The organism is Micromonospora humidisoli (genome assembly GCF_016900955.1).
Taxonomy (GTDB): domain Bacteria; phylum Actinomycetota; class Actinomycetes; order Mycobacteriales; family Micromonosporaceae; genus Micromonospora; species Micromonospora wenchangensis.
In genome coordinates this window covers 849,507-874,787 of record NZ_JAFEUO010000001.1, presented here as the reverse complement: position 1 = coordinate 874,787, position 25,281 = coordinate 849,507, and the positions used below count along the sequence as shown (strand labels likewise).

The 25,281-nt window shown below is 75.2% G+C and carries 17 protein-coding genes; 5 read left to right on the top strand and 12 right to left on the bottom strand.

From position 1 onward, the window contains the following. Positions 1-146 precede the first annotated feature (146 nt). On the top strand, positions 147-4,820 hold the full coding sequence (locus JQN84_RS03835; protein ID WP_204956972.1) for an Lhr family helicase: 4,674 nt from the start codon (positions 147-149) through the stop codon (positions 4,818-4,820). A 67-nt stretch (positions 4,821-4,887) separates the two neighbouring features. Here JQN84_RS03835 and JQN84_RS03830 read toward each other — a convergent pair whose 3' ends face one another. Further along, positions 4,888-5,406 (bottom strand): hypothetical protein, encoded by a 519-nt coding sequence (locus JQN84_RS03830; RefSeq protein ID WP_204956971.1) that lies wholly within the window; start codon positions 5,404-5,406, stop codon positions 4,888-4,890. A gap of 127 nt (positions 5,407-5,533) precedes the next feature. Here JQN84_RS03830 and JQN84_RS03825 point away from each other — a divergent pair, with 127 nt between their 5' ends. Then, positions 5,534-6,328, top strand: a complete 795-nt coding sequence (locus JQN84_RS03825; RefSeq protein WP_204956970.1) for an SAM hydrolase/SAM-dependent halogenase family protein — start codon at positions 5,534-5,536, stop codon at positions 6,326-6,328. 24 nt (positions 6,329-6,352) lie between these two features. After that, positions 6,353-6,613: a CPCC family cysteine-rich protein gene (locus JQN84_RS31210; protein WP_307820989.1), complete on the top strand. Its 261-nt coding sequence runs from the start codon at positions 6,353-6,355 to the stop codon at positions 6,611-6,613. Between the two features lie 49 nt (positions 6,614-6,662). On the opposite strand, the gene JQN84_RS03815 is transcribed toward JQN84_RS31210, so the two are convergent. Then, a complete protein-coding gene (locus tag JQN84_RS03815) occupies positions 6,663-7,931 on the bottom strand; it encodes a DUF8814 domain-containing protein (protein ID WP_204956969.1) in 1,269 nt (422 codons plus the stop codon). Between the two features lie 109 nt (positions 7,932-8,040). Between JQN84_RS03815 and JQN84_RS03810 the strand changes: the two genes are divergently transcribed. Next, complete coding sequence (locus tag JQN84_RS03810; RefSeq protein ID WP_204956968.1) at positions 8,041-8,871, top strand: DNA-formamidopyrimidine glycosylase family protein; 831 nt, start codon at positions 8,041-8,043, stop codon at positions 8,869-8,871. Positions 8,872-9,022: 151 nt separating this feature from the next. Then, the gene (locus tag JQN84_RS03805) at positions 9,023-12,628 is read left to right on the top strand and encodes a hypothetical protein (RefSeq protein WP_204956967.1); all 3,606 of its coding nucleotides are present in this window, start codon (positions 9,023-9,025) and stop codon (positions 12,626-12,628) included. 66 nt (positions 12,629-12,694) lie between these two features. Here JQN84_RS03805 and pspM read toward each other — a convergent pair whose 3' ends face one another. From pspM to rimO, 10 genes are all read right to left on the bottom strand, one after another. Continuing rightward, positions 12,695-13,483, bottom strand: a complete 789-nt coding sequence (gene pspM, locus JQN84_RS03800) for a phage shock envelope stress response protein PspM (RefSeq protein ID WP_204956966.1) — start codon at positions 13,481-13,483, stop codon at positions 12,695-12,697. A gap of 22 nt (positions 13,484-13,505) precedes the next feature. Beyond that, on the bottom strand, positions 13,506-14,378 hold the full coding sequence (locus tag JQN84_RS03795; RefSeq protein WP_204956965.1) for a PspA/IM30 family protein: 873 nt from the start codon (positions 14,376-14,378) through the stop codon (positions 13,506-13,508). Positions 14,379-14,566: 188 nt separating this feature from the next. Continuing rightward, a complete protein-coding gene (locus JQN84_RS03790; protein WP_204956964.1) occupies positions 14,567-15,010 on the bottom strand; it encodes a helix-turn-helix domain-containing protein in 444 nt (147 codons plus the stop codon). Between the two features lie 166 nt (positions 15,011-15,176). Then, complete coding sequence (locus tag JQN84_RS03785; RefSeq protein WP_204956963.1) at positions 15,177-15,752, bottom strand: CinA family protein; 576 nt, start codon at positions 15,750-15,752, stop codon at positions 15,177-15,179. 128 nt (positions 15,753-15,880) lie between these two features. Beyond that, positions 15,881-16,501: a response regulator gene (locus JQN84_RS03780; RefSeq protein ID WP_281899672.1), complete on the bottom strand. Its 621-nt coding sequence runs from the start codon at positions 16,499-16,501 to the stop codon at positions 15,881-15,883. A 41-nt stretch (positions 16,502-16,542) separates the two neighbouring features. Continuing rightward, positions 16,543-18,675, bottom strand: a complete 2,133-nt coding sequence (locus JQN84_RS03775) for a sensor histidine kinase (protein WP_307820988.1) — start codon at positions 18,673-18,675, stop codon at positions 16,543-16,545. A gap of 38 nt (positions 18,676-18,713) precedes the next feature. Beyond that, on the bottom strand, positions 18,714-19,175 hold the full coding sequence (locus JQN84_RS03770) for a hypothetical protein (protein WP_204956961.1): 462 nt from the start codon (positions 19,173-19,175) through the stop codon (positions 18,714-18,716). Between the two features lie 393 nt (positions 19,176-19,568). Next, positions 19,569-22,760 (bottom strand): hypothetical protein, encoded by a 3,192-nt coding sequence (locus tag JQN84_RS03765; protein WP_204956960.1) that lies wholly within the window; start codon positions 22,758-22,760, stop codon positions 19,569-19,571. 254 nt (positions 22,761-23,014) lie between these two features. Next, positions 23,015-23,602: a CDP-diacylglycerol--glycerol-3-phosphate 3-phosphatidyltransferase gene (pgsA, locus tag JQN84_RS03760; RefSeq protein WP_204957323.1), complete on the bottom strand. Its 588-nt coding sequence runs from the start codon at positions 23,600-23,602 to the stop codon at positions 23,015-23,017. Between the two features lie 68 nt (positions 23,603-23,670). Then, entirely contained in the window at positions 23,671-25,209 is a 1,539-nt protein-coding gene (rimO, locus tag JQN84_RS03755; RefSeq protein ID WP_204956958.1) for a 30S ribosomal protein S12 methylthiotransferase RimO, read from the bottom strand. Between the last annotated feature and the right edge of the window lie 72 nt (positions 25,210-25,281).

The window sequence follows — 25,281 nt, the reverse complement described above, 5'->3', positions numbered from 1 at the left end:
GAAGTTACTTTATGTTGTGGGCCACAAGCAAGCAGTTAAGTAGGACTTAAACCGCAAAACGTACAATCGGCGTGCAATTTTCTCTTAGCCGGGCAGAACGTCAGTGGTTCCGGCGTAATGTCACACCACCGGGGCAGGATGGGGGCGTGACGGGGCGGCGGGGCGCGACGGGCGGGGCGGGGGTCCCGGCCGGTTTCGGCCCGGCCACCCGGGAGTGGTTCACCGCCGCCTTCGCCGCCCCCACCGCAGCCCAGACCGGCGCGTGGCGCTCGATCGCCGCCGGCCGCAACGCTCTGGTGGTCGCGCCCACCGGCTCGGGCAAGACCCTCGCGGCGTTCCTCTGGTCGCTCGACCGGCTGGCCGACGCGCCACCCCCGGCCGACGCCCGGCACCGCTGCCGGGTGCTCTACGTCAGCCCGCTCAAGGCGCTCGCGGTCGACGTCGAACGCAACCTCCGCGCCCCGCTCGCCGGCATCCGGCAGGCCGCCACCCGGCTCGGGGTGGCACCGCCCGACATCACCGTCGGGATGCGTACCGGCGACACCCCCGCCGACGAACGGCGGGCCTTCGCCCGCACCCCGCCCGACATCCTCATCACCACCCCCGAATCACTGTTTTTGCTGCTCACCTCCGCCGCCAGGGAATCACTGCGCGGTGTCGAGACGGTCATCCTCGACGAGGTGCACGCCGTCGCCGGCACCAAGCGCGGCGCCCACCTGGCGCTCTCCCTGGAACGCCTCGACGGGCTGCTGGCCCGGCCCGCCCAGCGGATCGGCCTGTCCGCCACCGTCCGGCCGATCGACGCCTGCGCCCGTTTCCTCGGCGGCGCCCGCCCGGTCGACGTGGTCCAGCCGGCCACCCCCAAGACGATCGAGGTGAGCGTCCAGGTCCCGGTGGAGGACATGACCCGGCTCGACGAGACCGAGCAGCCGCCGGACGACGCCCTCGGCGGCCCCGGCCCCCGCCGGGCGTCCATCTGGCCGGCCGTCGAGGAACGGGTCTTCGCGCTGATCCGGGCGCACCGCTCGACCATCGTGTTCACCAACTCGCGGCGCAGCGCCGAGCGGCTCTGCGCCCGGCTCAACGAGCTGGCCACCGAGGAACGGGAAGCCGCCGGAGCCACCCCGCCCGCCGGTGCGGGCGACGGGCCGGGCGGGGCGGACAACGGGCCGGGCGAAGCAGACGGGCCGGGCGGGGCGCAGCGCTGGGGCGGCCCGGTGGGACCGCTGCGCACGCCCCGTCCCCCGGCCGAGGCGATGGCCCAGTCAGGCACGGCCGCCGGCGCGGAGGCGGTGATCGCCCGCGCCCACCACGGCAGCGTCTCCCGGGAGGAACGCAAGCAGATCGAGGAGGCGCTCAAGTCCGGCCGGCTGCCCGCCGTGGTCGCCACCTCCAGCCTGGAGTTGGGCATCGACATGGGCGCGGTCGACCTGGTGGTGCAGATCGAGGCCCCACCCAGCGTCGCGGCCGGGCTGCAACGGGTCGGCCGCGCCGGGCACCAGGTGGGCGCGGTGTCCCGGGGCGTGGTCTTCCCCAAGCACCGGGGCGACCTGCTCTCCTGCACGGTGGTCGCCGAGCGGATGGCGGCCGGCGCGATCGAGGAGCTGCACTACCCGCGCAACCCGCTCGACGTGCTCGCCCAGCAGATCGTCGCCATGGTCGCCCTCGAACCCTGGTCGCTCGGCGACCTGGCGGTGCTGGTCCGCCGGGCCGCGCCCTTCGCCGAGCTGCCCGACTCGGCGTTGCACGCGGTGCTCGACATGCTCTCCGGCCGCTACCCGTCGACCGCCTTCGCCGAGCTGCGGCCCCGGCTGGTCTGGGACCGGGCCACCGACGTGCTCACCGGCCGGCCCGGGGCCCAGCGCCTCGCCGTCACCAGCGGCGGCACCATCCCCGACCGGGGCCTGTTCGGGGTCTTCCTGGCCGGGGCGGAACGCGCCGCGCGGGTCGGCGAGCTGGACGAGGAGATGGTCTACGAGTCCCGGGTCGGCGACGTCTTCCTGCTCGGCTCGTCGTCCTGGCGGATCGAGGAGATCACTCCCGACCGGGTGCTGGTCTCCCCCGCGCCCGGCCAGGCGGCCCGGATGCCCTTCTGGAAGGGCGACCAGCTGGGCCGGCCGGTCGAGCTGGGCCGGGCCATCGGCAGCCGGGTCCGGGCGTTGCTGCGCCAGGACGACGTCGCCGCCCGCGCCGCGTTGCGCGCCGGTGGCCTGGACGACTGGGCGGCCGACAACCTGCTGGCCTACCTGCGGGAACAGCAGGCCGCCACCCGCTCGCTACCCGACGACCGTACGGTGTTGGTGGAGCGGTTCCGCGACGAGTTGGGCGACTGGCGGCTGGCCGTGCACAGCGTGCTAGGGGCCCGGGTCAACGGCCCGTGGGCGTTGGCGATCGGCCGCCGGCTGGCCGAACGCTACGGGGTGGACGCCCAGGTGATGCCCTCCGACGACGGGATCGTGGTGCGGCTGCCGGACACCGCCGACGAGCCGCCCGGGGCCGACGTGGTGGTGTTCGAGCCCGACGAGATCGCCCAGCTGGTCGAGGATTCGGTGGGCACCTCCGCGCTGTTCGCCGCCCGGTTCCGCGAGTGCGCCGCCCGGTCGCTGCTGCTGCCCCGGCGTGACCCGCGCCGCCGGCAACCGCTGTGGCAGCAACGCCAACGCGCTGCCCAGCTCCTCGACGTGGCCCGCGAGTACGCCGACTTCCCGGTCACCCTGGAGGCCGCCCGGGAGTGCCTGCAGGACGTCTTCGACCAGCCCGCCCTGGCCGAGCTGATGCGCGACCTGGCCAGCCGGAAGGTCCGCCTGGTCGAGATCGAGAGCGAACGCCCGTCGCCGTTCGCCAGGTCGCTGCTCTTCGGCTACGTGGGCGCGTTCCTCTACGAGGGGGACGCCCCGCTGGCCGAGCGCCGGGCCGCCGCGCTGGCGCTGGACTCGGCGCTGCTCGGGGAGCTGCTCGGCCGGGTCGACCTACGCGAGCTGCTCGATCCGGCGGTGCTCGCCGAGACCGGGCGGCAGTTGCGCTGGCGCACCGAGCAACGTCGCCCCCGCGACGCCGAGGACGTGGTCGAACTGCTCCGGGTCGTCGGCGACCTGACCGGGGCGGAGCTGGCCGAGCGGGGCGTACCGCCGGAGTGGCTGACCGAGCTGGCGGCGGCCCGCCGGGTGCTGCGGGTCCGCATCGCCGGCGAGGACCGCTGGGTGGGCATCGAGGACGCGGCCCGGCTGCGCGACGCGCTCGGGGTGGCGCTGCCGGTCGGGGTGGCCGAGGCGTACCTGACACCGGTGGCCGACCCGCTCGGCGACCTGGTCGCCCGGTACGCCCGCACCCACGGGCCGTTCGCCGCCGCCACCTGCGCCGCCCGGTTCGGGCTCGGGGTGTTCGTGGTGGAGCAGGCGCTGCGCCGGCTCGCCGCGACCGGAAGGGTGGTCTCCGGCGAGTTCGCCCCGGACAGCGTCGGCACCCAGTGGTGCGACGCCGAGGTGCTGCGGTTGCTGCGCCGCCGGTCGCTCGCCGCGCTGCGCCGGGAGATCGAGCCGGTGCCGCCCCGGGTGCTCGCCGCTTTCCTGCCCCGCTGGCAGCAGATCGGCTCGTCGGCGCGCGGGGTGGAGGCGGTGGCCGCCGCCGTCGAGCAGTTGCAGGGTACGGCGGTGCCGGCGTCGGCGTGGGAACGGCTGGTGCTGCCCGCCCGGGTCGCCGACTACTCCCCCGCCCAGCTCGACGAGCTGTGCGCCGGTGGGGAGGTGCTCTGGGCCGGCTCGGGGGCGATCTCCGGCGGCGACGGTTGGCTCACCCTGGCGTACGCGGACGTCGCGCCGCTGCTGCTCCCCCCGCCGGACGACGGCTTCGCCGGCACCCCGCTGCACGACGCCGTGCTGGACGCGCTCGGCGACGGTCAGGCGCTGTTCTTCCGTTCGCTCGCCGACCGGGTCGGCTGCACCGACGACGCCGCCCTCAGCGCGGCGATCTGGGATCTGGTCTGGGCGGGGCGGCTCACCAACGACACGCTGGCCCCGCTGCGGGCGGCGCTCGGCGCGGGTGGGGCGCACCGGTCCCGTCCAGCGGCCCCCCGGACCCGTTACCGCCGCCCGGGTCGGGTGGCGCTGCCCAGCCGGGGTGGTCCGCCCACGGTGGCCGGGCGCTGGTCGCGCCTGCCGGAGCGGGACACCGACCCGACCCGGCGGGCCGCCGCCCTGGCCGATCTGCTGCTCGACAGGCACGGGGTGGTGACCCGGGGCGCGGTGGTGGCCGAGCAGGTGGTCGGGGGGTTCGCCGCCGTCTACCCGGTGCTCGCCGCACTGGAGGAACGGGGCGCGGCCCGGCGCGGCTACTTCGTGGAAGGGCTGGGGGCGGCGCAGTTCGCGGTGCCCGGGGCGGTGGACCGGTTACGGGCGTTGGCCGAGCCGACCGACTCCGGGCGGGGCGGCGGTCCGGCCACGGTGCTCGCCGCCACCGACCCGGCCAACCCGTACGGTGCGGCGCTGCCCTGGCCGGAGCGGGCCGTCGACTCCGGTGACGGCACCGCCCCGGGCAGCGGGCACCGGGCCGGGCGCAAGGCCGGGGCGGTGGTGGTGCTGGTCGGCGGCGAGCTGGCCCTCTACGTCGAGCGGGGCGGCCGGACGATCCTCTCCTTCACCGACGACGGCGACGCGTTGGCCGCCGCCGGCAAGGCGCTCGCCGACGCGGTGCACTCCGGCGCGTTGGGGGCGATGTCGGTGGAGCGTGCCGACGGCGGGTCGGTGCACTCCTCACCGCTGCACGACGCGCTCACCGCCGCCGGTTTCCGGGCCACCCCCCGGGGCCTGCGGCTGCGCGGCTGACCGGGCGGGCCGCTCCGCGTCGCCGGCCGGGTCACCCCGACCGGCGGCGGCCGGAACACCGGCGGGGTCAGCCGAGCTTCACCAGGACGTCGTTGTAGCGCTTCTGCTCGGCGGCGCTGGTCCGGGTGCCCAGGTAGTTCAGCACCACCGCACCGGCCCGGTACGCCTTGGTCCCCCACACGTCGGTCTGGTTGGCGGCGCTCGCCTCGTCGGGGAAGACGTACACGGCGACGGCGTCGGTGACCATCAGTTGGGCGCAGCCGACACCCGTACCGTTGGGGCCACAGTCCTTGGAACGGTCCCGCGGGTCGGCCACCGTGAGGCCGGCGGCCTTGAACGCGTCGACCACCTTGCGGGCGGCGGGGGCGCTGGTCTCCTTGGTGGGCAGCACGAACGGCGGGGTGGAGGGGCTCTCCCGGGGGGTGCTGCCCGACTTCCCGGCCTTCGGTGGGCCGTCGGCCGGGGGCGCCTCGCTGGTGGCCGGGGCCTTCGACCGGCCGTCGGCCCACGCCCCGCCGTCCCGTTCGTCGCCGGGGTCGTCGCCGCAGCCGGCGAGGGCCAGCGCGAGCAGGACGGTGGTGGTCACGGGCAGAAGGCGGAGGCGTTTGGTCACCCCGGCAGTCTGCCGAACCGGGTGCGCGCCCGGCACCGGCCGGTCGGTCGATCGGGGTGTCCGGTCAGTGATAGGGCGGTCACCGCACTAGCCTGCCGGCATGACCCCGACCCCCTGGATCTCGCTGACCACCGACTACGGGCTCACCGACGGGTTCGTCGCCGTCTGCCACGGGGTGATCGGCCGGATCGCCCCGGCCGCCCGGGTGATCGACGTGACCCACCTGGTGCCGGCCGGGGACGTCAGACGCGGCGCGGCGGTGCTCGCCCAGGCGGTGCCGTACCTGCCGTACGGGGTGCACGTGGCGGTGGTGGACCCGGGGGTGGGCACCGCCCGGCGCGCGGTGGCGCTGGTGACACCTGGTGGGCTGCTGGTCGGGCCGGACAACGGGCTGCTGCCGGCGGCGGCGCAGGCGTTGGGCGGGGTCACCGCGGCGGTCGAGTTGACCTCGCCGGGCTGGGTGGCGGCGGAGGTGTCGGGTACCTTCCACGGCCGGGACGTGTTCGCCCCGGTGGCGGCCCGGCTGGCGCTCGGCGACCCGCCGGCCGACGCGGGCCCGCCCGTCGACCCGGCCGGTCTGGTGACCCTGCCCGCGCCGGTGCTGCGCCGGGAGGCCGACGGGTTCACCGCCGAGGTGCTCACCGTGGACCACTTCGGCAACGTGCAGCTCGCCGCCGGGGCCGACCTGCTGGCGGCGTTGCCCGGCTCGGTACGGGTCGACGGCCGTCAGGCGGTGCGGGGGACGACGTTCGGCGACGTGCCGGCCGGTGACCTGGTGGTGCTCGTCGACTCGGCCGGCCTGGTGGCGGTGGCCCGCAACGGCGGCCGGGCGGTGGACCTGCTCGGGGTCGCCCCGGGTGCCACGGTGACGGTGCGGGGACGCCCCGGAGGGTGAGCTGCGCTCCCTGTCGGTGGTCCGGTGTGGAATGCTGCTGCGGTGGGTGAAGTGTGGGTTCCGGTGGGCTGTCCCTGTTGTGCGTCCCGGACGGGTGGGGGCACCTGTCCGGTCTGTTTCTGGACCGATGACGGCCAGGGCGACGCCGATGCCGACGTGGTGCGGGGGGGTCCCAACGGTGACCTGAGCCTCACCCATGCCCGGCTGAACTTCGCCGTGTACGGCGCCAGCCACCCCCGCTACCAGGACATGGTCCGCCCGCCCCGCCCGGACGAGCGGCCCTGAGCCATTCCCGCCCCCGACCCGGCTGGTCGGGGGCGGGATGGCGCACCGGTCAGCAGTGGGACACGGTGCCGCCGTACACCGAGGACACGTACGCGTGGCTGACGTACTGGCCACCGGCCAGCCGGTTCCACCTGTTGGTGGTCCGGTACGTCCCGGCGACCGTCTGCCCGGTGACGTAGCACTGGATGGGCACGTTGGCGTGGGTGGCGGCGAGCCCCCGCACCGGGTACGAGGTGCCGGGGCCGGTGCGGATGTTGAGCGGCCCGGAGCCGATGACGCCGCGCGGGCCGCTGCCGGTCCACAGGTACGTCACGTCGACCCAGGCGTTGTCGGTGAGCAGCAGGCCGTCCCAGAAGGTGCCGTCGGCGAGGTCGATGCCGGCGGGGTTCAGCACGGTACGCCCGAACTGGTCCCTGCCGCCGTTGTAGCCGTACTGGTAGGCGGCCTGTGCCTCGGGTCGTCCCTGCGGCAGGTCCTTCCAGTTCTCGCGGACGGCGGCGGGGTTCCAGTAGTCGTCGCGGGTGTTCCACGGGCCGACGTCCCAGACGGGTGCGTACTCGCAGCGGCTGCCGCTGGTGGTGCAGACCCGCACGGTGTAGTCCCCGGTGTCGATCGGGGACAGTCCACGTCGGGACGGCAGGGCGACGAAGTGGTCCCGGGGTTTGATGGTGCGCCCGTTGGCGGTGACCCCGCCGACCTCGCCCTCCCGGGTGGCGAAGACCCGGTAGCTGCGCGCGGCGGTGGGGGCCGGGGTGGCGGCGGTGGTGGTGTCGGCGGTGAGCCGCACCGCGCGTACCGATGCGGCGGCGTGCGCGTCGCGGGTGGTGAGCAGCACCCGGGCCTGGACCCGGGTGACCTGGCGGTCGAAGACGGCCGGCCCGGTGCCGGCCTCCCGCCACTCGGTCCAGCCGGTGGCCCGCCAGCCGCGTACCTGGACGCCGACGGTGGCACCGGTGGCCGCCTCGGCGGTGAGGTCGGCGCGGACCCGGTTGGCCGGGCCGGCGAGGGTGCGCGCGGGGGCGAGCAGCACCCCTTCGGCGACCGGCGCGCCCAGGGCGGCGGGCCGGGTGCGCCGGGTCGGGTGCGGGTCGGCGAGGCGCAGCCGGCCGGCTCCGAAGCGGACGTTGACGTCGTCGCCGCCGGCCACGGCGAGGTCGACGGTCCAGTGCTCCTCGCCGGTGGGTGCGGCTGGGGCGGCGGCGTGGCCGGGGGTACGGGGTGCGGCGGTGGCGGCGGTCGGGACGAGACCACCGGCCAGGGTCAGGGTCAGCAGACCGACCAACAGGGACGACGGGTGACGACAGGGGCCAAAGGCCATAACATTCTCCTCAAGACTCCCCTATAGTGCATTTTTTCATAGATCGACAGGAAGCACGCTACAAATAGCGATACATGCGAATTCTGTTCGGACGAGGGAGAATACTGGGGTGCCCGAGGGAGACACCGTCTGGAACACCGCCCGCGTCCTGCACCGCGCGCTCGCCGGGGCCCGGCTCACCGGCAGCGACTTCCGGGTGCCCGCGCTGGCCACCACCGACCTGACCGGCTGGACGGTGACCGAGTCGGCCAGCCGGGGCAAGCACCTGCTGCTACGGCTGACCGCGCCGACCCCGGTGGCGTCGACCACCGCCTGGACGTTGCACTCCCACCTGCGGATGGACGGCGTCTGGCGGGCGTACGCCCCGGGGGAACGCTGGACGGCCCGGCCGGCCCACCTGATCCGGGCGGTGCTGCACGGCGCGCAGGCGGTGGCGGTCGGCTACCACCTGCACGAGTTGGCCCTGCTGCCCACCGCCGAGGAGGAGCGCCTGCTCGGACACCTGGGCCCCGACCTGCTCGGCGCGGACTGGGACCCGACCGAGGCGGTCCGCCGGCTGGCCGCCGCACCCGGGGTGACCATCGGCGAGGCGCTGCTGGACCAGCGCAACCTGGCCGGGGTGGGCAACCTCTACAAGTGCGAGCTGCTGTTCCTGCGCGGGCTCTCCCCGTGGACGCCGGTCGGCGCGGTGCCCGACCTGCCCGGCACGGTGGCGCTGGCCCAGCGGCTGCTGGCCGCCAACCGGGGCCGGTGGACCCAGAGCACCACCGGCTCGCTGCGCCGGGGCCAGACCAGCTACGTCTACGGGCGGCGGGCCCAACCGTGCCGCCGCTGCGGCACCGCCATCGCCAAGGAGGACCTGGGCGAACGGGTCACCTACTGGTGCCCGACCTGCCAGCCCGCACCACCGGCGGTCGACCCGGCGGCACCTCCCGGCTGACGGGACAACCCGCAGAGACGGACGAATGGGTAATTCCTATCCGGCCGCCGACGTCGCATGCTGCGGTGGAGTGCTCACCGTTCGTAACCATCGGACGCGACCGCCACCACGTCGGGGTGGGGGCGGCGGGTCCCCGTGCCCGGGGAGAGCCATGGCCCTGTTCCGCAGACTGCGACCGCACTGGACGACCCGGGTCGCCCGCCCCCACCGGCCCGACCGGCCCACCGTCCCGGCCGCCCGCACCGGCGAACCCGATCCCGCACCGGCGACCCTCGACCCGGCCGCCGTGCCCCGCTGCTTCGGCCCGGTGCCCAACTTCGCCGGCAGCCCGCTGCCGGTACGCGACCCGCAGGGCCGGGTGGTCACCGGCACCGGCCTGCGCAAGTTCGTCGACGCGCTGCCGCTGCCCGGCCCGGCCGGCCGCACCGAGCTGGGCGGGCACCTGCCGGTCGCCGTCCCGGACACGGTGAGCTGGCCGGGCTGCGACTACTACGAGATCGGGCTGGCCGAGTACACCCAGCGGCTGCACCGGGACCTGCCCACCACCCGGCTGCGCGGCTACCGCCAGCTCAACCTGGGCACCGACCCGCACGGCCACAACACCGTCGCCCCACCCGAGCGGCCCTACCACCTCGGGCCGCTGATCATGGCCCGACGGGGGCGGCCGGTCCGGATCAAGTTCATCAACCAGCTCCCCACCGGCCCGGCCGGGGACCTCTTCCTGCCGGTCGACACCAGCCTCCCCGGAGCCGGGGCGGGGCCGCTTCAGGGGCCCGCGCCCTACCCGCAGAACCGGGCCGTGCCGCACCTGTCCGGCGCGCACACCGGGTGGATCAGCGCCGGCAACCCCTGGCAGTGGGTGACCCCGGCCGGGGAGATCACCCCGTACCCGACCGGGCCGGGGCTCACCCACGTGCCGGACATGCCGCCGCCCGGGGCGGGAGCCACCACGCTCTATTACCCGAACGCGCAGAGCGGCCGGCTGATGTGCCTGCACGACAACACCCTCGGCCTGTCCCGGCTGACCGTGCTGTCCGGTCAGTTCGCCCTCTACCTGCTCACCGACCCGGTCGAGGAGGAGTTGACCGCCGACGGGGTGCTCCCCGCCGACCAGATCCCGCTGGTGATCCAGGACCGCACCTTCGTCCCCGACGACGCCCAACTCGCCGCCGAGGACCCCACCTGGGACCGGGACCGCTGGGGTGCCCGGGGCAGCCTGTGGCACCCGCACGTCTACCAGCCCCGCCAGGACCCGTACCGGGAGCACGGGCGCAACCCCACCGGCCGCTGGGACTACGGCCCGTGGCTGCCCGCCGTGGACGGGCAGGACGGGCCCCGGGTCGGCCCGGTGGACAACCCGCACCACGATCCGGTGGCCGCGCCGCACGAGCCGCCACAGGCCCCCGGGGTGCCGCACCCCAGCGCCGTGCCCGAGGCGTACGGGGACACCATGCTGGTCAACGGGGTCGCCTACCCGTACCTGCGGGTGCGGCCGACGGCGTACCGGTTCCGGATCGTCAACGGCTGCGCCGACCGGTCGGTCAACCTCCAGCTCTACCGGGCCCGCTCCGACGGGCCGATGTGGCAGGCCGACGGCAGCCTCGCCGACGCCGACGCCGGTGAGGTGCCGATGGTGGAGGCGGTCCGCGCCCCCGGCCGGCCCGCCGACTGGCCCACCGACGGGCGCGACGGCGGGGTGCCGGACCCGGCCGCCGCCGGCCCACCCATGATCCAGATCGGCAACGAGTGCGGGTTGCTCCCCGCCCCGGTGGTGCTGCCCAACCGGCCGGTCGGCTACCGCTACGACCGCCGCGACCCGACGGTGCTCAACGTCGACTCGGCCGCGCTGCTGCTCGCCCCCGGCGAACGGGCCGACGTGATCGTCGACTTCTCCACCCTGCCGCCCGGCGCGACGGTGCTGCTCTACAACGACTGTCCGGCCCCGCTGCCCGGCTTCGACCCCCGCTACGACCGGCACACCACCGCCGGGGACCGCCGTGCCGAGGGCGGCGGCCCCACCACCCTGCCCGGGTACGGCCCGAACACCCGTACCGTGCTCCAGTTCCGGGTTTCCGGCACCCCGGGTCGCCGGTACGACCTGGACCGGCTGGCCGAGCGGCTGCCCGCCGCGTACGCCGCCGGCCAGCGCCCGCCGGTGGTCCCGCACCCGGTGTACGACCTGGCGTTCGGCACCACCACCGCACGGGCGACGGTCGCCTCCGCGCAGGCCACCTCGCTCACCTTCACCCCGCCGGGTGGCACCACGCCGGTCACCCTGCCGATCCAGGTGAAAACCGTGGGCCCGGTCTTCGAGCCGGAGTACGGGCGACGGGCCGGCCGGCTCGGCGTACCCCACCCGGGTGCCGGCCCGCTGGGCCCGGTGACCCTGCCGCTCGGCCCGACCGACCCGGCCACCGAGATCCTCGTCGCCGCCGACCCGACGGTGGGGCCGGCCGACCCGGCCGACGGCATCCAGCTGTGGCGGATCTGCGGGACCGGCCGGCAGACCCACCCGGTCCGGTTCGACGGCTGCGACGTGCAGGTGGTCAACCGGATCGGCGGGGACGGCACGGTCCGCGCCCCCGACGGCGGGGAGCGGGGCTGGAAGCAGACCGTCCGGGTCAACCCGGCCGAGGACGTGGTGGTGGCGCTGCGACCCGAGGTGCCGCCGCTGCCGTTCAAGGTCGCCGACAGCCTGCGGCTGCTCGACCCGACCCGACCCACCGGGGTACGCCTCGACGCCAGCCCGGTCAGCCCCTGCGACGGCCGGCCGGCGACCGTGGTCAACCAGCAGGTCAACCTGGGCTGGGAGTTCCGCTGGGCAAGCGGCGCGGCGGGACTGCGGGACCTGGGCATGAGCCGGCCGCTGGTGCTACGGGTCTCGCCCCGCGCGCCGACCGGGCTGACCGCGACCCCGGTGCCCGGCTCGGCGACGGCGCTCCCGGCGATCGCGCTGGCCTGGACGGGCAACGGCAGCCGGCCGGCGGCCACCGGGCATCTGCTCCAGCGGGCCACCGACGCCGGTTTCACCGCCGGACTGACCACCATCACGGTGGCGGCGACCGCGACCCGGTACACCGACGCCAGCATCACCCCCGGCGTGACCTACCACTACCGCATCCGGGCCGAGAACGGGGCCGGCTGCTCGGCCTGGTCGAACAGCAGCCCGGCGTCGGTGCGCCTGTCCGCGCCGGGCGGGCTGGCCGCGACGGTGCCACCGGCGGCGCCGCTGCGGGTGGCGCTGCGCTGGGTGAACCGCTCCTTCGCCACCGGGCTCGACGTGCAGCGGGCCACCAACCCGACCTTCACCAGCGGTCCGGGCACCACCGCCGTGCCGGTGTCCGACCACCACCTCGATCCGGCGGTCGCCCCGGAGACCACGTACTACTACCGGGTCCGGACCACCTACCTCGGTGCGGCCTCACCGTGGTCGACGGTGGCGACGGTGACCACCCCGCCGGTGCCGGAGCTGCCGACCGGGGTCGCCGCGACGGTCGCCGTACCCGCGCCGGACACGGCGACAGTGTCGTTGAACTGGGTGGCCAGCGTCCCGGCCGGCCCGGGAGCCGGGTTCGTGGTGCAGCGCGCGGTGGACCCGACGTTCGACCGGGAGGTGGCCAGCTTCACCGTCACCGGCCGCAGCTTCACCAACACCGGCCTGGCCCGGGGGGTCACCTACCACTACCGGGTCCGTTCGTTCAACGTGGTGGGCAGCTCACCGTGGACCGGCCCGCTGCCGGTGCACACGCCCCACTGAGGTCGACCGGCTCGGCTGCGGGCGGTGACCAGTCCGGCGCGGCGGGCCGGGCCGCCGCGCTGGCGCTCAGCGGGTGGGGGTGCGCTGGGGTTCGCCGACGGCGCGTAGCTCGGCCAGGGCGGCGGCGACGCCGTGCAGCAGGTCCGTCGCCTCCATCAGCCGGGCGGCGGACGGGTCCGCGAGGACCTCCGGGTGGGCGTCCTCGGCGACGTAGCCGGCCGCGGCGGCGACCAGTCCCTCGTAGGCGGTGACCCCGGTGACCAGTTGGTCGAGCAGGGCACGGTGGGCCTCGGCGAGCCGGGGCCGGGCCTCGGGTGGGGCGAGCCGCAGGGCGCGCTCCACCCCGGCCGTCCGGTCGGCCAGGTCGCGCAACGAGCGGTCGGCGGCGGCGGCCTCCAGCACCGCCGGCTCGGCCAGGCCGGTCAGCCGGGGCGCGATCCCGGCCAGGGTGAGCGCGGCCCGGTCCAGCCGGGCCCACGACTCGGCGGCGGAGGTGCCGCGCAGCGCGAACCGGGAGCGGAACCGGCGGGCCTCGGCGAGCACGCCGGGGCCGACCGGGAGGCGTTCGACGGCGGCGACCAGCCGGGCTCGGGAGCGGGCGGCGGCCTCGGCCGGGTCGAGGGCGGGGGGCACCGGGCGGGCCGCGAACGCCCGCAGGTCGATCCACCGCCAGGCGGCCAGCGCGACGGCGCTGCCCGCGGCACCGGCCCAGGCCGCGTCCGGCAACCCCAGCCCGGCGTACGGGGTCAGCACCGCGGCCGCGCCGGTGAGCCCACCGGCCAGGACGCTCCACCGGCGGGCGGAACGCCGCAGCCGGCCCAGTCGACGGAAGTGTCGCGTTCGCTCGTCGGCCACCCGTACCTCCTCGTGCCGGCGGTCAGCCGGCGGTGGTGTCCCCCACGCCGCGGTCGCGGCTCATGCTGGCCCGGATCTCGTCCAGCCTTGCGGCGGCGGCCGGGTCGGCCGTCGGGGCGGCCGGCTGGGCCTGCTGCTGTGCCGCCGGCTGCTCCTGCCGGCCACCGAGCTGGTCGCCGGCCATGCTGGCCCGGATCTGCTCCAGCCGGGACGACCCGGCGCTGTCCAGCGTCGACTTCTGGATCTCCAGCATCCGTCCCTCGACGGAGTTGCCGGCCAGCTCGGCGCGGCCCATCGCGTTGGCGTAGCGGCGCTCGATACGGTCGCGCACCTCGTCCAGCGAGGGGGTGTTGGCCGGCGCGGTCATCGAGGACATCGACTCCAGCGACCGGGCCACGCTCTCCTGCATCTTGGCCTGTTCGAGCTGGCTGAGCAGCTTGGTCCGCTCGGCGAGCTTCTGCTGGAGGATCATCGAGTTGTTCTCGACCGCGCGGCGGGCCTGGGCGGCGGCCCCGAGCGCCTGGTCGTGCAGGGTCTTGAGATCCTCGGTGGCCTGCTCGGCGGAGACCAACTGGGTGGCGAGCACCTGGGCGGACTGCTCATAGCGGCCGGCCTCGGCCTCGTCGCCCTTGGCCCGTGCCTGGTCGGCGAGGACCAGCGCCTGCCGGGCGTTGCCCTGGAGCCGCTCGACCTCGGTCATCTGCCGGGAGAGCTTCATCTCCAGCTGCCGCTGGTTGCCGATCACCGCCGCCGCCTGCTGGACCAGCGCCTGGTGCTGACGCTGCGCGTCCTCGATGGCCTGCTGGATCTGCACCTTCGGATCGGCGTGCTCGTCGATCTTGGCACCGAACAGCGCCATCAGGTACTTCCAGCCCTTGACGAACGGGTTCGCCATCTCCGCAGTATCCCCTCAGTAGCGTCGCTGCGCCTCGGCCACAGCGGGGCCGGACGGGCCGCCCGACACGCCCCCCATCGTCGCAACCCGACGCCAGCAGGGCCGATCGTGCCGTGGGGAGTGCTCCGGCGGCCTGCGATCAACACTACGCGGCGTCGGCCACCCCGGCCACGGGACGGACGGCGGGGTCAGGCAGCGCAGACCACGTCCCGGTCGCTCGGGCGGACCCGGGCGCTGCGCAGGGTGGCCTTGAGTGGGGATTCCTGGCGGACCGAGACGGCGACCGCACCGTCGGTGGTCACCTGACGCACGCCCCGACCGGTGGCCTTGCGCACCCCGGTGGCGGGACCGGCGGCGGCCGGCTCGTCCTGCACCGGCATGAGCACGCCCGGCAACTGTTCGGCCAGCGCCACGGTGTCGCTCACCTCGCGGAGCAACTCGGACAGGCGGGCACCCAGCGCGTCGCAGATGGCGGCAAGCAGCTCGCTGGAGGGTTCCTTCTGGCCGCGCTCGATCTCGGACAGGTAACCGAGGCTCACGTTGGCGGCGGTGGAGACCTCGCGCAGGGTGCGGTGCTGACCCTGGCGGCGCGCCCGAAGTGCGTCACCGATCACCCGGCGTAGCAGGACCATCGCACCTCCCCCTGACGGGATTTCACGCTCCGGGCGGACCGTCGCCCGCGCCGGACGCGGTCGACCGCGCCGCCGCCGACGCCGTACGCCGGAGCCTTCCCGCAACCGTACCCGTTGGTCGGCCCGGCGACATCCCACCCCGCCTGTCGGATCTGGACAACACCGCTCACCGCCGGCCCGCGCCGGCCGGCGGCGCCCCCGCCGCCGGCCCGGGTCGCGGGCCCGGCCCCGGCTCCGGAAAGGCCCTGTGGATACGCGTCGCCAGCAGGCGTAACGCCTCGATCACCGCCGTTGCGCGGATGTGGTTCCGGCCTCCGTCGAGGTCGAGCCGGCGGACCACCGGGCCACCCGGCCCGGCCACCGCGACATAGACCAGACCGACAGGTCTGCCGTCCTGCGGCTCGGGACCGGCCACCCCGGTGGTGGCCAGCCCCCAGTCGGCGGCGCAGCGCCGCCGACCCCCCTCGGCCAGGGCGATGGCCACGTCCGGGTCGACCGGCCCGCGCTGGGCCAGCAGATCCTCGGGTACGTCGGCCAGCCGCGCCTTGAGTTCCGTGGCGTAGGTCACCAACCCACCCCGGTAGACGGCGCTCACCCCGGCGATCTCCACGATCGCGGCGGCCAGCAGCCCACCGGTCAGGGACTCGACGGTGGCCAGGGTCTGCTGCCGCTCGTGCAGGCTGTGCACCACCCCCGCCGCCGGGCTGCCCGCGGGTCGCTCGTGCTGCGCATCGGTCCCCATGCCGTCCTCCTTCCCCGACGTCACCCTGCTACTCATGTCGGCCCGACCGATCATCGTGTCAGTTCCCGCCCCGCCGGTGCGGCGTCCGGGCGGCATCGTCGGATCCGCTCCCGCCCGCCGGATCAGGGTCAGCCGGTGAGGCCGGCGTCCCGGGCGAGCAGGGCGGCCTGGACCCGGTCGGCCACCCCGAGCTTGGCGAAGACGGCCGACAGCTGGTTGCGGACCGTCTTCTCGCTGAGCCCGAAGTGGCGGGCGATCCGGGCATTGGTGTCGCCGCCGGCCAGCCGGCGCAGGATGTCCCGCTCGCGCGGGGTGAGCCGGTCGAACGGGGGCGGCAGCTCGACCGGCTGGCGGCGCAGGCTGGTCAGCACCTGCGGACCGACCCGGGGGCCGAGGACGAGCCCGCCGCCGGCCACCGTCCGCAGCGCGTCGACGATCACATCCGGGTCGGTGTCCTTGAGCACGTAGCCCCGCGCACCGGCCCGCAACGCCCGACCGACCACGTCCTCGTCGTCGGTCATGGTCACCATCAGCACCCGGATCTCCGGCCGGCCCTGGACGATCCGCCGGGTCGCCTCCACACCGTCGCCGTCCGGCAGCGCCACGTCCATCGCGACCACCCCGACGGACTCGGTCGACGCGATGCCGATCGCCTCGGCACAGGTGGCGGCCTCCAGCACGCCGTCGACCCAGGTCTCGCCCTCCAGCATCGTCCGCAGGCCACGGCGGACCACCGGGTGGTCGTCCACGATCAGCACCCGGACCGGCCCGCCACGAGTCCCCTCTCCCGTCACTGCCCTCCCCCTCCCGCAGCACTCTGCTCCACCCCGGGACCTCCGGTGATCGAGAGGTCCGCGTCATCCTCCAGCACCGGGGGACCTTCGGTGATCAAGAGGTTCGCGTCATCCTCCGGGCGGATTCTGACGCGAACCTCTTGATCACCGGGAGCGGGCGGGGCGGGGGGCAGGGGGAGCCGGACGCGGATCAGGGTGCCGTGCGGGTCGCGGTCGACGATGTCGCTGCCGCCGCCCAGCTCGGCGGCCCGCTCCCGGATCGAGTCCAGCCCGACGCCGCCGGTCCGGCGGGCGACGATGCCGGTGCCGTCGTCGGACACCTCCACGACCAGCGACCGGCCCCGGCGCACCACCACGTCGCAGCAGGTCGCCCCGGCGTGCCGGGCCGTGTTGGCCAGTGCCTCGCCGACGATCCGGTACGCCGCCACCTCCACCGCCGCCGGCAGCCCGTGCAGCGGGTCCGCCACGCTCAGCCGCACGGTCAGGGTCGGGCCGTCGAAGCGCTGGCACTCGGCCCGCAGCGCCGACTCCAACCCCCGGTCCAGGGCCGCCGGACGGAGCTGGTCGACCAGTTGGCGTACCTCCCAGGTGCAGGTGAGCAGGTCGTCGGCGAGCCCGTCGAGGATGCGGGCCAGCCGGGCCTGGTCGACGGCGGCGAGCTTGCGGGCCGCGCGTACCTGCATCGACATGCCGGCCAGGGTCGGGCCGAGCCCGTCGTGCAGGTCCCGGCGCAGCCGGCGGCGCTCCTCCTCCCGGGCGGTGACCAGGCGTTCCCGGGAGTCGCGCAGGTCGCGGATCAGCCGGGCGGTCGCGGCGGCCACCGAGGCGTGCAACGCGACGTCACTGAGCAGCCGCCGCTCGACCGGGGTGAACCGGGTGCCGGGTGCCCGGCGGGCCACCACCAGGCGTCCCACCCGCTCCCCGTGGGTCACCATGTCGAAGCGTTCCAGGGTGGTGGTGGCCCGGCCGTGCGCGGCGTGCACCCGGGTGGGCCGCCCGTCGTCGGCACGGTCCCCGCCGAGCTCAACCGCCACGTACGGCACCTGGAGCGAGCGGGCGATGGTGCCGGTCAGCAGCGGCAGCACCGCCTCCGGCTGGACCGTCCGCTCCAGCAGGTCACCGAGGCGGGCCAGCACCGCGTACGGCTCGTCGCGGTCGCCGTAGAGCAGCCGGTTCACCCCGCGCTGCACCCGCCGCCGCAGCGGTTCGAAGGTCACCGCGATCAGCCCGGTGGCCACCAGTGAGGCGTTCGAGGTGTCCCCGCGCAGCACGAGGTCCCGCAGCAGGGTGACCACCCCGACGAAGGCGGCGATCACCAGCAGGCTCATCACCAGCCAGACCAGGGTCCGGTTGATCACCTGTTCCAGGCCGTAGAGCCGGTAGCGGAGCACGGCCAGCGTCATCGCGCCCGGGATCGCGATCACCATCAGCACCCACGCGCCGGACAGGTTGAGCCAGTCCAGCAGGAAGCCCAGCAGGAACAGCGCCCCGGCGGCCAGCAGGCAGGCGAGCTGCTGGCGGGCCTCGCCGACGGCCCGTCGAAAGCGGCGGGCGAGCGCCACCAGCACGGCGACCACCAGCAGCAGCTCCACCCCGACGGTCAGCAGGGCGACCCGGACCAGCAGCCGCGCGGTCGGGTCGGCGGCCGTCGTCGCGGACAGCAGCAGGCCCCGGGGGTCGCTGGTCGCGGCCACCGCCAGCGCCACGGCCGCCACCGCCGTGGTGACCACCAACCCGACCGCGACCGGCCGGAACCCCCGGCCCGGCAGCCGGCCGTCCGGGAAGACCAGCAGGGCCAGGAAGATCAGCCCGTACGGCGGCCACCAGAGCCACTGCCCCAGCCAGGCCAGCGGGGTGACCGCCGGCCAGCTCAACGCCAGCACCGCCGTCCCGGCGACCAGTCCGGCGGCCAGCATCAGCCGGCCGACCGGGTGACCGGGCAGCCCGGCGAGCACCAGCGCGCCGAGCGCGGTGAACGCGACCGCGATCGTGCCGGTCAGCGCCGCCGGCCCGAGGGCCGCCGGCTGCGGGTGCCACCACTGCCCGGCCAGGACGAGCCCGGCGACGACCAGGCCCGCCCCGGCCAGGACCCGGCGGGACGGGGACAGCACGGCGATGGGCGACGGCACGGCAGGCCCTCCGGGGTGTCGGTCGGTGGTGGGATCGGTCAGTCGGCCCAGCCGGCGGCGTGCATCGCGTTGTGCAGCCAGTTGCCGGTGTCGTGTTCGAGGTGGTCGGGCAGGGTGCCGATGTCGTGCGGCAGGTCCGGGCCGTCCAGCCGGGGCAGTTGGGCCAGGGCCTGCTCCAGGGTGATCCGGGAGCGGGTGAGTACGTCCGGGTGGCTGCGGACGTACTGCGCCACGTGGGCGAGCACCGCGGTCAACCGCTGCCGGACGGCCTCGGGCTGCGCCGGGGCGGTGCCGGCGTCGAGGGCCTCCAGCCGCCAGTCGGCGGAGTAGACCGGGTGCAGCCGCCTCCCGGTGACGTCGAAGAACTCGACGGCCCCGGCGAGCTTCTCGCCGTGGTCGGCGGTCGACAGCAGGTCGGACAGGTCCTGGTAGACGTGGCAGAACGTGTCGTCGGCCGCGATCAGCACGATCCGTCGGTCGTCGCCAGCGGTCAGGGTCATGATCACTCCTCGGGTGCCGTACCTGGACGGCGGGACCGGTCGCCCGGCACCCGTCCGCCGCAGCGTAGGTGGTCGACAGTCCACAGTGGCACCGCCGGGCGGGCCGGCGGGGTGGACGGTCGCGCCATCGTCACCCGCCGGCTGTCCCGCCGACCCGGGTCGGATGTCCCGGCCCGGCGGGACCGATCGGACGGCGGCCCGCCCGGTGACCCGGGGAAGCGCGCCCCGCGCGGTGCCCGGTGGGAAGCGCCCCGCGCGGCCGGCGACCGGCAAGGCCCGGCCCGCGACGGGGACGGGGCGCGCGACGCCGGGGAAGGGCCCCGGCCGGCCCGGCGGGCGGGGGAAGGGTCCCACCCGCTCGGGCCGACGGGGCCCTTCCCGGTCGACGCGCGGTCAGCCCGCCGGGTGCACGCTCACCGTGGTCGCCCGGGTCATGTCGGTCGCCGCGGTCACCTCCGGCAGCCCCTCGGTGTGCCCGCCGGAACGCACCCGGGACGACCAGTGGTCGTAGCGCTGGCCGAGCTGGCCGACCCGGACGAACGCCGCGCCGGCCAGGCAGGCGCTCAGCGGGTCACGCGGCTTGTCCGGCACGCTGGCCTGGGCGCAGCCGACGCCGTACTGGCCCTGGTCGCGCAGCGGGTCGAAACCCGACCGTTCCCCGTCGCACGGGTTCCAGTCGAACGTCTGGACGCAGTCAGCGTAGTTCTCCACCGCCTGCGTCATCGCGTTGCGCAGGTGCTGGTGCGCCGACTGGTCGCCGTCGCTGCGCGGGCGGCTGTAGTCGGCGGGCAGCCCCTGGCCGCCGTAGAGCAGGCCGGCGAGGCTGTCGTCGAGTTCCAGCGCGGTCCCCCAGCCCAGTTCGGTGTACGCCTGCAACAGCCGCAGCGCGTCGGAGACCGCCTTGCCCTTCTGCCAGAGCACCCGGGACACCTCCCAGGTGTCGCTGCTCGGCGGGTTCGGCCCGGTGCCGGCCCGCATCACCCGGTAGAAGTACTTCTGCCGGCCGGACAGCATCGCGGCGGCCTTGCTGCGGGCGGACGTCGCCTGGGTGGCGACGACCGGGATCGCCGCCGACTCGAACGCCGGCTTGTACGTCCCCGCCCACCGGTCGGTGAGGTACTTGTTCTCGTCGTAGCAGTAGCCCTGCGGGATCGGGGACCGGACGTCCCACGAGCAGAACGTGCCGATGGGGAACACCCGGGTGGCGGTCTGCACCTCCTGCCAGTCCCCGCCGGCCCACTTCACCCGCGACCGCAGGGTGATCTGGAGGTCGCCGGTGGTGGTCTGGAACCGGGGCCCCTCGTGCTCCTCGACGTTGACGAAGTTCGCGTCGTAGCAGGTGGAGAACTCCGGGGCGTGCCCCGGCGGCATGGCGTGGCGGGCCAGGTGGAACGCGTTGGGCAGGTTGCTGCGGCGGAGCGTGGACGGGATCGGCCGGCCGACCCGGGTCGGGCCGCACCCGCCGATCGACTCGGCCTCGGGAATGCGGTTCGCGGCCGGGAGTTCCTGGTCCGGGCTGCCCCACATGTCGTGCACCGGCAGGGTGTCGCTGCCGTTCCACACCACCGCCTTGCGGACGTTCTCCACCTGGGCGTTCCAGCCGGCGACCGCGGTGCGGTAGTCGGCCATCAGCGCGGTGAACAACGGGTTGGTGCCGCCGTCGGCGGTCGGCTGGCTGAACTGCCGCACCCGCTCGTTGATGGTCCGCCCGGTCTCGGCGACGGCGTCGCCCCGCCCGGCGGCCACCTGCGCGGCGAACTGCGGGTTCTCCAGTTGCAGGATGTTGTAGACCCGGGCGGCGGTGGACCAGGCGGCGGCGTTGGCGACCGGGCCGACGGTCCAGGTGCCGCCGACCCGGTTACGCGCCCACTGGCCCAGGTAGTTGATCGAGCCGGCGGGCAGGTGGGTGTCGAGCACGCTGACCGGGTCGGCGAGGCTGGTGCCGGCCGGCGCGGTGAAGGTGCCCTCGTCGGCGGCGTTGACGGTGGCGAAGGTGAAGGTCGGCGACTCGGCCTTCGGGAAGTAGGTGCCCAGGTAGTCCGGGATCGGCTGCCCGGTGATCTCCTTGTGGTGCACGTACGTGGTGATCACCTGGTTGAGCTGGCTCTTGGCGATGTTCTCCAGGGCCACGTGGGTGGCGAGCGCCATCGAGTCGACCTTGCGTTCGATGGTCTGCAACTGGGTGGCGATCCGGCCCAGGTTGGCGCGTACCTCGTCGAGGCCCTTGGTGAGCGCGTCGAGCTGGGCGACCAACCCGGCGTACATCTCCTTGAGCGCCGACTCGATCCGGTCGAACCGCTTGTCGATCCCCTTGGCCAGCCGGTCGATCTGCTGGCGCAGCTTGCCGATCTCCGCCTGGATCGCGGCGTTCGGGTCACCGCCCCCGGCGAACAGGCCGATCAGGCTCACCGCCGCGCCGAGCAGGTTGCCGGTCAGCACCGCCGTGCCCATCGCCGTGGCGGCCATGGTCAGCCCCTGCCCGAGCACCGTCGTCACGTACGTGTTGATCGCGGTCACCGAGGTCACCACGGCCTTGCCGATGGTCTCCAACTGCTTGCCGAACTTCTTGTCGACGAAGCCGACCAGGGTGGACAGCACCGTGACGGTGGACCCGAGCCCCTCGAAGATCTTGCGGTTGGACTCGGTCTTCGCCTTCTCCGCGTCGATGACCGCCTGGCTGGGCTTCGGGTCCTGATTGAGCGGGTACGTGGTGGCGTAGCCGACCACCTCGGTGATCCGGTTGTTGCCGTCGGTGTCGAGCACCTTCAGCGTCGCGTACGCCCGCTCCTGCACCAGCGCCTTGAAGGCGGTCGCGTCACCGCGGACGTCGCGGATCGCGGACAGCGGCACGTAGTAGCCGAGGGTGCCGGTGTTGCCGTCGGCACGCGGCTCGTGGATCCGCGCGGCCAGCAACCCGTCGACCGGGGTACGCACCCCGGTGCCGGTGCGCCCGGCGAACGCGCTGTCCCAGCCGGTGGCCAGCGCGTCGTCGGTGGCGGCCCGCCGGTGCAGCTCCCGCCAGGTGTCCTGGACCAGGTCCCGGGAACGGGCGTTCCACGCCGCGTCCTGGTAGCCGCCCCGGACCAGGTTCAACGCGTCCGGCACCACGTTCGCGCCCTCCGCGCCGACCGTGCTGGCCAGGAAGGCCCGCACCGCCGGGCCGGTGGTCACCGCGCCGCTGGACTCGCCGAGCCGGGCCAGTACCGCCATCGCCACGGCGAACCGGGACCGGTCCTCGGCCCGCGCGTCGCCGACCGCCGCGTCGGCGACCACCCGGGTGGTGGCCACGTGCCCCGCCACCTGTGTCGCGTCGGCACCCGGCTGGCCGGTACGCCAATCCAGCAGCTCGGCGGTGAGCAGGGCGTCCTTCAGCCCGGCCGCCCCGGCGTCGCGCAGCTGCACCACCGCCCCGAACAGCGCCCCGTGCACCGCCTGCTCGTCGAACGGCACCGGGTCGGCGGCGCGGGCCGGGGCCTGGTGCATGGTGACCGCCAGCACCGCCGTCAGGCCCGCCGCCCACAGCCGGCGGCTGCGCCACCCGCCGCCCGGGGACCGCCCCCGGGCATGTCTCGTCGCTGTCCCCACCGCTGCTCCTCCCGCCTGCGGGCGCGACCGCGCCCGCCGTCACCGGGCGTCGATCCGACCGGGCCGACGCCACACCGGGCACAGGGCCGGTGCGGTGACGACTCTGCGGGGCGGGACGTCCCGGCCGGCAGGGACAGCCGTCCCGCCGACCCGGGATTACGGCACGGGGCCGGGAGCCGACGGTGGCCGGCCGGGGATTGACGCCGGCCGCGCGCGGGCCGCATGGCGCGCGAGGTGAGGTGGGGAAGCCCCGGTCAGGAGCGGGGGCGGCGCAGGCGCAGGGCCTGGGCGACGTAGTCGAAGCCGGTGACCACGGTGACCAGCACGGCGGCGGCCATGATCCAGGGCCCGACGGCGGCGAGGGCCGCCGGCATCGGCCACAGGTACCAGGCGATGGCCAGGATCTGCAACGCCGTCTTGAGCTTGCCGCCCCGGCTGGCGGCGATCACGCCGTGCCGGATCACCCAGAACCGCAGCCCGGTGATGCCCAGCTCGCGGACGAGGATCAGCACCGTCACCCACCAGGGCAGCCGGTCGTAGACGGAGAGCAGCACCAGGGCCGCGCCGGTGAGTGCCTTGTCGGCGATCGGGTCGGCCACCTTGCCGACCGAGGTGACCAGGCCGAAGCGGCGGGCGATCCAGCCGTCCACCAGGTCGGTCATCGAGGCGAACGCGAAGATCAGGCAGGCGGCGATCCGCCACCCGGTGTGGGTCATGCCGGAGGCGACCACCGACGCGGCGAAGACCGGCACCAGCACCAGCCGCAGCAGGGTCAGGCCGTTGGCCGCGTTGAGCACCGGCACCCGGGCCACCGGCGGCGCGGACTCCGCCGCCCCGGTCACCGCCGCGCCCCGCTCCGGACCACCTGGCACCGCCCCACCTGGCTCCCCCGCTCCGTCCGGGCCCACCGTCACCGTTCCGCGCCGGGCGCCGCCGAGATCATCTCATCCGGCACGGCCACCAGGTCGACGCCCTCGGTCGCGGTGACCGTGGCCCGGACCAGGTCACCGGGGCGCAACGCGGTCAGGTCGACGCCGCCGCCGACCGGGGCGACCAGGGTGGTCGAGCCGTCGACCTCGGGGGCCTGGTGCGCCGCCCGGCCCTCCACCACACCGTCGTCGACCGTGTCGACCAGCACCTCGACGGTGCTGCCGAGCCGCTCCTCGGCCCGCTGCGAGCACAACTCGTCGGCGAGCGCGGCGAGCCGGTCGTAGCGGCGCTTGACGGTGGCGGCGGAGAGCTTGCCGGGCAGGCCGGCGGCCTCGGTGCCGTCCTCGTCGCTGTAGTCGAACACGCCGATCGCGTCGAGCCGCGCCTCGGTCAGGAAGCGGGTCAGCTCGGCCACGTCCTGCCGGGTCTCGCCGGGGAAGCCGACGATGAAGTTGCTCCGCGCGCCCGCCTCCGGGGCCAGGGCGCGGGCGCTGGCCAGCAGCTCCAGGAACCGGTCGGTGGAGCCGAACCGGCGCATCCGGCGCAGCACCGGCTCGCTGGAGTGCTGGAACGACAGGTCGAAGTAGGCGGCCACGCCGGGGGTGGTGGCGATCGCCTCGACCAGGCCGGGGCGGGTCTCGGCGGGCTGGAGGTAGCTGGCCCGCACCCGGACGATGCCGTCGATCGCGGCGAGCTGCGGCAGCAGCTTCTCCAGCGCGCGCGGGTCGCCCAGGTCCTTGCCGTACGAGGTGGAGTTCTCGCTGACCAGCACCAGCTCGCGGACGCCCGTCTTGGCCAGCCACTCCGCCTCGGCCAGCAGCTCGTCGGGGGTACGCGAGACGAACGCGCCCCGGAACGCGGGGATCGCGCAGAACGCGCACCGCCGGTCGCAGCCGCTGGCCAGCTTCAGCGAGGCCACCGGGCCGGTGTCGAGCCGACGGCGCAGCACCTGCCGCAGGTGTGCGGGGGTGTGCTCGTCGGTCTCCATCGTCGCCCGGGTGGGGGTGCCGTGGCCGGGCAGCGACACCGCCGACTCGCGCCGGTTGACCGGGGTGAGCGGCAGCAGTTCGCGGCGGTCCCGGGGGGTGTGCGCGCCGATCGCCTCGCCGGCCAGCACCGAGTCGAGCCGGGCGGCGATGTCGGGGTAGTCGTCAAAGCTGAGCACCGCCTGCGCCTCGGGGAGGCTGTCGGCCAGCTCCCGGCCGTACCGTTCGGCCATGCAACCGGCGGCGACCACCTTCGCCCCGGTGTCGGCGGCGGCGAGCAGCGTCTGGATCGAGTCCTGCTTGGCCTTCTCCACGAACCCGCAGGTGTTGACGACCACCACGTCGGCGCCCTCGCCGTCGGTGGTGACCTGCCAGCCGTCGGCGTGCAGCCGGGCGGCCAGCTCCTCCGAGTCGACCTCGTTGCGGGCGCAGCCCAGGGTCAGCAGGGCGACCCGTCGACCGTCGGCGGGCGACGGCTGCGGGGCGGGCCGCGACGGGCCGGCGTTGTCAGGCGTGGGGGTGGCGGACACCATCCGAGGGTACCGGGCGACGTCGCGGGCCCGACCGACGGCGGCGTGCGGTGTCGGCCGGTTCACCCTCCCCGG

What these genes read in the sequence shown, in the direction of transcription:
- JQN84_RS03825 (WP_204956970.1), top strand. Translation starts at nt 5,534, where the DNA reads ATGACCCCGACCCCCTGGATCTCGCTGACCACCGACTACGGGCTCACC.
- JQN84_RS03815 (WP_204956969.1), bottom strand. Translation starts at nt 7,931, where the DNA reads ATGGCCTTTGGCCCCTGTCGTCACCCGTCGTCCCTGTTGGTCGGTCTG.
- JQN84_RS03805 (WP_204956967.1), top strand. Translation starts at nt 9,023, where the DNA reads ATGGCCCTGTTCCGCAGACTGCGACCGCACTGGACGACCCGGGTCGCC.
- JQN84_RS03795 (WP_204956965.1), bottom strand. Translation starts at nt 14,378, where the DNA reads ATGGCGAACCCGTTCGTCAAGGGCTGGAAGTACCTGATGGCGCTGTTC.
- JQN84_RS03790 (WP_204956964.1), bottom strand. Translation starts at nt 15,010, where the DNA reads ATGGTCCTGCTACGCCGGGTGATCGGTGACGCACTTCGGGCGCGCCGC.
- JQN84_RS03785 (WP_204956963.1), bottom strand. Translation starts at nt 15,752, where the DNA reads ATGGGGACCGATGCGCAGCACGAGCGACCCGCGGGCAGCCCGGCGGCG.
- JQN84_RS03770 (WP_204956961.1), bottom strand. Translation starts at nt 19,175, where the DNA reads ATGACCCTGACCGCTGGCGACGACCGACGGATCGTGCTGATCGCGGCC.
- rimO (WP_204956958.1), bottom strand. Translation starts at nt 25,209, where the DNA reads ATGGTGTCCGCCACCCCCACGCCTGACAACGCCGGCCCGTCGCGGCCC.